We start from the raw sequence: 6151 nt of genomic DNA on the forward strand, positions 1-6151 counted from the left end.
GGCCCCTCATTCATGTTAACTTAGCGGTATTGGGCTAAAGCCTGGACACCAACCCGCCGCCTAGGCGGTGGGCCGTCCGGTCTGGTGATTGGCATCGCTCCGTTTGCCGGACCATCGTCGGCTTCCGATCGCGAGCAGACTGGCGATGATCGCGGCGCCGGGGTAGGCGATTCCGGAAACGCGAATCGGATGCGTCTGGCCGTTGGTATGCACAGGCGGTGGTTGCTCGGTGCCGATGGAGTCGGCAAATTCTTTCGCGATGACGGCTAGGATGGCTCCACGGATCTCGCTCGCCGGGTCGGGACTGAGGTCCGTCTCCACGCCCGCGATCAAGCCGACGCTGCGATGCATGCCGATGGTCGCATCCAAGACGACGTCGACCACGGACGCGTTGATGTCGAGCACCGCCGATGGCAGATCATGTTCAAAGATGATGCCTTCGATCAATCCGGTTGACTCGCCAAACCACTCATCGATCGCGTGAACATCAATCGATCGATCAAAATTCGGGCGATCGTGTCCGCTTCCCTCGGCGACTTCACGAAGTCGTTCCAACGCATCACCGTCAAGTTCCCATCGCTCGTCGTCGGTTGAGGCATCGGCAAGGTCATCCGATGCTCGGTAACGATGATGCCCCAACGGAAAGGTTTGGACGGTGCCGGTGAGATCTGATTCGCTATCGACGGAAATCGGCTGCAACACATCCTCCACCAATAACTCTCCAGAAAACGCTTCTCTTACGGCCGCGGATTCCGGAATCTGGTTGACGGGGACGGTGTCGCTCGCGATAGCCTGCGACTGCTGACGGTCTCTGGAATTCGGTTTGACGACTTCGTCTTGAGTTGCGGCGGTGGTCGATGACGGTGCGGAAACCAGCGTCTCGGTCGTCGTGCCGGTCGGTGTCTCCGTCCCGGTCGCGGATGGATTGAGTCCGGTTTCGAGGCGCGACGAGGTGTTGCCACCCCTGTCGCTGGTGGATAATCCCGACTGCGACGACGAGGGGACGACAATCAGACGAATGATCGTCGAGGGGGAGGACGTCCGCGGCTGAACGAGCCCCGGACGCTGTGTTTGGGCCAAACCCTGTGCCTGGCTTAAACCCTGTGCGTTAGGAAACTGTCCACGGTTCGAGGGGCCGGTTTCACGGACCGAGGCTTGTCGCTGGCCCAAGGGATGATGGGATTGTATTCGTTGCGAATCACTGTCATGCAGAGATGTTCTGGCGACGATTGCGGCGCGATCGCCACCGTCGGGGCGATTTCCCCCATCGGTGCGATCAATCACCGTGTGCTCGTGGGGTATGACCTGGAACAGAATTCCGCCTGCCAGCATGCAACGTGATTCTAAACGTTCCAACAACAGTGCTCGGGACTCTTCTGGACTGCTCATGATGTAGCCCTCCCAAGGTCCGCGGTCGCTACGGCGACCGTTCGGTAGTTGCGTTGATGTTTTTTCAGGTAGTCTTGGAAACGCGCCACTTCAGGGGCCAAACGGACCGCGGTGGATTGCCGTTGGATCGCTTCGTGATAGGCTTGGGCGGCGGCCTCGCGATCACCGAGCTGTTGGTGCAGAAAACCGAGGTTATTCAGCACACCACCGAGCATGCTTTGGGTCTCGGCATCGTCGCGAAACCGATCCGCGAGCGGACGTCCGAGTGAGAGAGCCTGGTCAAACGCGGCGAGTGCGGCGGTCCGTTGGTCTAACTTGGACAGCGCCAGGCCCAGGTGGTTGTAGCTGAGCACCAGGTCGCGACGATAGGTTGCTTGTTCGGGCCATCGGGTGAGCAGTTCGTTGCCGATATCGATGGCACGATTGAACGTGTCGATTGCCGCGGCGTTCTGCTGTGCTGCCGATTGAGCCGCGCCGAGCGTGTTGAGTGTCACGATCGTCTGCGTCGCCAGTTTCGCGTTCCCACGATCGTCCTGGAGGGCATCGAGCTGTCCCGCGAGTGCTTCCCGCGCGTACACGACCGCACGCTGCGGTGACGTCGTGGTCAGCAGGCCGCTGAGATTGGTTCGGACCGTGGCGAGCTGCTGTTGGCTCTGCAAGCTTTTCGACAAACCGTTTTCGGAGAGCAAACGGATCGCTTCCAGATAGGTTTCTTCGGCTTTTTCCTTGGCGTCGGTTTGGTTCAGCAGCAAGCCCAAGTTGTTCAGACTGGTCGCCAAGGCCAGCCTGGCGGTTTGATTTTGCTCGTCGGCCGCTCGCCGCACAATGCGTTTTTGTGTCACGATGGCGCGGGCAAAGTATCGCGCTGCGTCTTCGAGGATGCCGCCGCGGACAAATGCCTGTGCCAGGTTGTTTTGGCTGGTTGACCAGTCGAGCAAGGTCGCATCGCTCGCCGTTGTTTGAGCGGCGAGCTGCGCATAGAGCGATTCACTGCGCGCGAGGGACTCGATCGCCTTGTCGTTTTCGCCGAGTTCGGACTGCAAGGAGCCCATTTTTCCCAGCGTCACCGCGAGGTCTTCTCGCAGTTCCGGGTCGTCTTGCGCTTCCGCAGCAAATCGCTGGTAGTAATCCAACGTCACAACTAAGAATTGACGTCGGATGGAGTCCGCAGCGGGGATATCGGAAAGCTTTTCGGCCACCTGTGAACCGAGTTCGTCGACGGCATCACGGGCGAGTGCCTCGCCACGCGTGGCACGCCTCTCGCCCTCGGTGGCGCGCAGGGCGCTGGCATCGGAGACCTGTTTGGCGGCAGCCAGTTTCGCCGTCGCGATCGCCGATCCCAGGAAACCCAGCATGACGACCAACGCACCGGTCATCACCACGTTGCGATGCTTGGCGGCCAGACGAGCAAGATGGTCGGCGATCGAGGGAGGCCGCGCGACGGTCGGTCGACCTTCCAAAACGCGACTCAAGTCGCTGGCAAAGTCTTCGGCGGTGTCGTAGCGATCCTCGCGACGCTTCGACATCGCTTTGTCGATCACGGTCTCCAAATCTCGCGGCAGATCCGGTCGCAGACTCCGCAGCGGTGTGACGTCGTCTTGGTCGATCTGTCGCAGAATCGTTGGTGCATCGTCGGCATCGTGAGCCGGACGCAGGGTGAGCATCTCGTAGAGGGTCGCCGCGAGCGAGTAAATGTCGGCCCGCCCGTCGATCAACGCCGACTCGCCGCGCGCCTGCTCGGGACTCATGTAGCGCATCGTGCCGATGACATCACCGGATCGCGTCAGCGTCACGTCGGTTTGACAGCGGGCGAGTCCGAAATCGGTGATCCAGATTTTGCCAGATTTGTCGAGCATCAGGTTGGACGGTTTGACGTCGCGGTGGATCACCCCGTTCTGATGCGCGACGTGCAACGCCGCGGCGATGTCGATCGCCCAGCGGATGGTTTGCGACGTGCGGGCTTCGAGACGATGTGTTGCGTCATGGCGGGCCGACGTCACCATCACGTCGATTGACTCTCCGTCAATAAACTGCATCGCATAGTAATGAACCCCTCCCTCGCTGCCGACGCTGTAGACCGGCACGATATTGGGATGTTGAAGCAAGCCTGCCGCGTGGGCTTCATTCTTGAACCGGGCGATTTGCCGAGCGTCCAGAAGTGATGCGAGCGGCAATAGCTTGATCGCGACCCGGCGGTCAAGCGATTTTTGACTGGCTTCGTAGACGACCCCCATTCCGCCGCGTCCGATTTCGCGTTGGATCGTGAAATCTCCGAGCGTCATGTTGCGATGTGGCTCGGGCGAATCGGCACGATTCAGATCTTGGAAACCGGGGGACACGCCATACAACGCGTCGAGCTTTTCCAAGTACGCGGCAAAGACCTCGGCGAGATCCGGATTCGCCTGGTTGACTTGACTGACATCCATGCGTTCGCCGTTTTCGAGCGCGAGCAGGTATTGATCGAGCAGCTCGGTCAAACGCGACTGCTGATCTTCGGTTAACCCTTGAAGCATCGAGGGCTGCGAACCGGTGGCGTCCACGTCGGAATGATTCAGTGCCACCATCAATGCATCGCCCCGGTTGTCTTAAAACTTTCCAACGCCCGCAACCAAAGCATCCGAACGGCGCCACACTTTCGATCCATCCGCTTGGCAATCTCGTCGAACGAGAGACCTTGCAAAACGCGGAGCACGATGACTTCGCGATAATGCGGCTTCAACTTGCTGAGTTGATCGGCCAGGATCACCGCGTTTTCACGGGCCTGCAGCGGAGAGCTGGGCGAGGGCCCGCCGGCGGGTAGCATCCCGGCCAAGTTACACGCCGAGTTTTCCAACCGATGATTGACCGCTTCCAACGAAACTTCGCGGCGGATGTCACGCTTTTCGACTTTGATGTGTCGTTTGAAACTGCGATGGAGCGTGTGGATCAAGATCGTCCGCAACCAACACAACAATTCGCCTTGGCTGGTTCCACGAAAATCGACAAAGTCCTGATGTGCTGCCAACATCGCTTCCTGCACGATGTCAGAAGGATTCAATCGACGTCGCAAACGGCGGTCCAATTGAGTGCTAGCCAGGATGTTCAAATAGTTGGCATACCATTGCAGCAACTGGCCGAGTGCATCACGGTCACCGTCGCGGGCATTGGCGAGCAACTTGGGAAAACCGGCTTCGTCGCCCGGGCCTGCGGGGGGAGCAGAATCAACCGAATAGCCTGGGCTGGGGGAGTCGGTGGTGACCATGTTGTGGACTTCAGCAGGAGAGAAGAGAGAGGGGCGGAGCAGCAGCGAAGCGGAGGACGGTTTTCACCGTCTTGCTGCCCGCTGTTGAGTCAGTTGCGAAGAGAGACGTGAATCCGCCGCACTTTTGAACTTTTTTTAAATGATTGTTCTCCGTATCGATGCAAAATCGTTTGTTGGCGTGTTGATTGCGACGCGAGTGCCGGTTGCGGACGAGCGCGACAGCAGCACGCATCACTCTTCGAAATCGTTTTCGGGATCGTACAGCGGCATGTGACGGTAGTAGACTTCCAGGCAATACACAGAAAAACAGGTCGTATACAGGCGACCGGCATGGCGTCCCCAAGCATCATTTTGAGGCGACCAACTACCTCGTTCGCGGCCATGTAGCACTTGCCGCGCCGGCAACTCGACTTTCAGTTTGTCGTTCCATTGGGTCCAATGCCGGCCACCGTAGTGATGCAGGGCTTGGGTGGCGTAGTACCAGTAGTAGACATCCGGCTCGCGGAAACTGATCGGATGGTTGATTGCCAATGTTCCCAAGCCTTGTGCCATGCCGGGCATGTTGCGATGCCAGCCCAGGTATTGTCGACAAAGCAGTCCTTCGGCGGTCATCGACGGCGACGCCACGTCGCCGACGGTGTAGGCGTAACCGGCGGCATCATGACGACCGGGTGCAGGTTGGGCGTGCCGAAAGTCGATTGAGAGGAGGCGTGCATGGAAGGCAAACGAAGAAGAGAGTTCGGGTTGCGTTTGTCGAGCGGAAAAGGGGGCAGGTACCAAGAACCAAATGGCCCGAAGGGTGGTTCGCATTTTTGGTGCCTGACCCCTTTCCGCGGCGTCCTTAGCTTAAAGGTTGACGCACTACTAGTTCGTGACCGACGAAACCAGCGAGTACCGGTCGACCGTGTCACCGCCGGATTCTCGCTCGCGTTTTTCCACTAGCCTTGCGATCCGTTCGGCGCGTGCAGCCCGCTTGGCCTCCGCCCGCGCCAGCCGCATCGGTCGCACACGCTCTTCATACGCGATTCGCGCCAAGCGTTGGCGTTGGGCGTTTTGATAACCCATCGCGTAAATCTGGTTTTGGACCTGCGCCGAGTATTGCTGCGCCGCCAGCCCCAACGATTGCGGATAATTCGACGCCAGGACGTTAGAGCTGTAGGGAAGGTTGGTGTTCAACTGAGTCGCGCTGCCGGTCGGCATTCCTCCGCCCCTGCCTCCCCCGCCGCTGCATTGGGCCACGACTTGGTCAGACGAACACATCGCTACCGACACCAAGCCCGCGACCAAGAATCCCATCGTCTGTTTGCCAATCACGACTACACCTCCGCGTGCACTGAATTGAGAAAAGATTGGAGCCGCTGTCCGGCTCATAAATTCAGTAGGGAACGTGAATTTGGATTCGTCACAGAGAATTTTGCTTGCGGCCTCCTCATTGAGGTTAACTTGGCGGTACTGGTGCTTTCGCGGATCCGTGAAACGCCGCCTGAAGACGGCGCGGGGGAGCGCCTAAAGGCCAATACC

The 6151-nt window shown here is 59.2% G+C and carries 5 protein-coding genes and 1 pseudogene; 1 reads left to right on the top strand and 5 read right to left on the bottom strand.

Translation table 11 applies throughout. From position 1 onward, the window contains the following. Positions 1-60: 60 nt before the first annotated feature. The 5 genes and pseudogenes from NZK35_RS33505 to NZK35_RS33525 form a co-directional block, all read right to left on the bottom strand. A complete protein-coding gene (locus NZK35_RS33505; protein WP_259636889.1) occupies positions 61-1389 on the bottom strand; it encodes a hypothetical protein in 1329 nt (442 codons plus the stop codon). Next, positions 1386-3953 carry a serine/threonine-protein kinase gene (locus tag NZK35_RS33510; protein ID WP_259636890.1) on the bottom strand — a complete coding sequence of 856 codons (2568 nt, stop codon included), beginning with the start codon at positions 3951-3953 and terminating at the stop codon, positions 1386-1388. The genes NZK35_RS33505 and NZK35_RS33510 overlap by 4 nt, the downstream gene beginning before the upstream one ends. Continuing rightward, a complete protein-coding gene (locus NZK35_RS33515; protein WP_259636891.1) occupies positions 3953-4630 on the bottom strand; it encodes a sigma-70 family RNA polymerase sigma factor in 678 nt (225 codons plus the stop codon). The genes NZK35_RS33510 and NZK35_RS33515 overlap by 1 nt, the downstream gene beginning before the upstream one ends. 231 nt (positions 4631-4861) lie before the next feature. Further along, a pseudogene (locus NZK35_RS33520) lies at positions 4862-5281 on the bottom strand (hypothetical protein); the annotation flags it as partial. A 213-nt stretch (positions 5282-5494) separates the two neighbouring features. Next, on the bottom strand, positions 5495-5944 hold the full coding sequence (locus NZK35_RS33525; RefSeq protein ID WP_259636892.1) for a hypothetical protein: 450 nt from the start codon (positions 5942-5944) through the stop codon (positions 5495-5497). A 24-nt stretch (positions 5945-5968) separates the two neighbouring features. On the opposite strand from NZK35_RS33525, the gene NZK35_RS33530 reads away from it, so the two are divergent. Beyond that, on the top strand, positions 5969-6151 hold a 183-nt coding region (locus NZK35_RS33530), incomplete at its 3' end, for a hypothetical protein (protein WP_259636893.1).

Origin of the sequence: Stieleria sedimenti, assembly GCF_025060895.1 — a bacterium.
Classification (GTDB): Bacteria; Planctomycetota; Planctomycetia; order Pirellulales; family Pirellulaceae; genus Stieleria; species Stieleria sedimenti.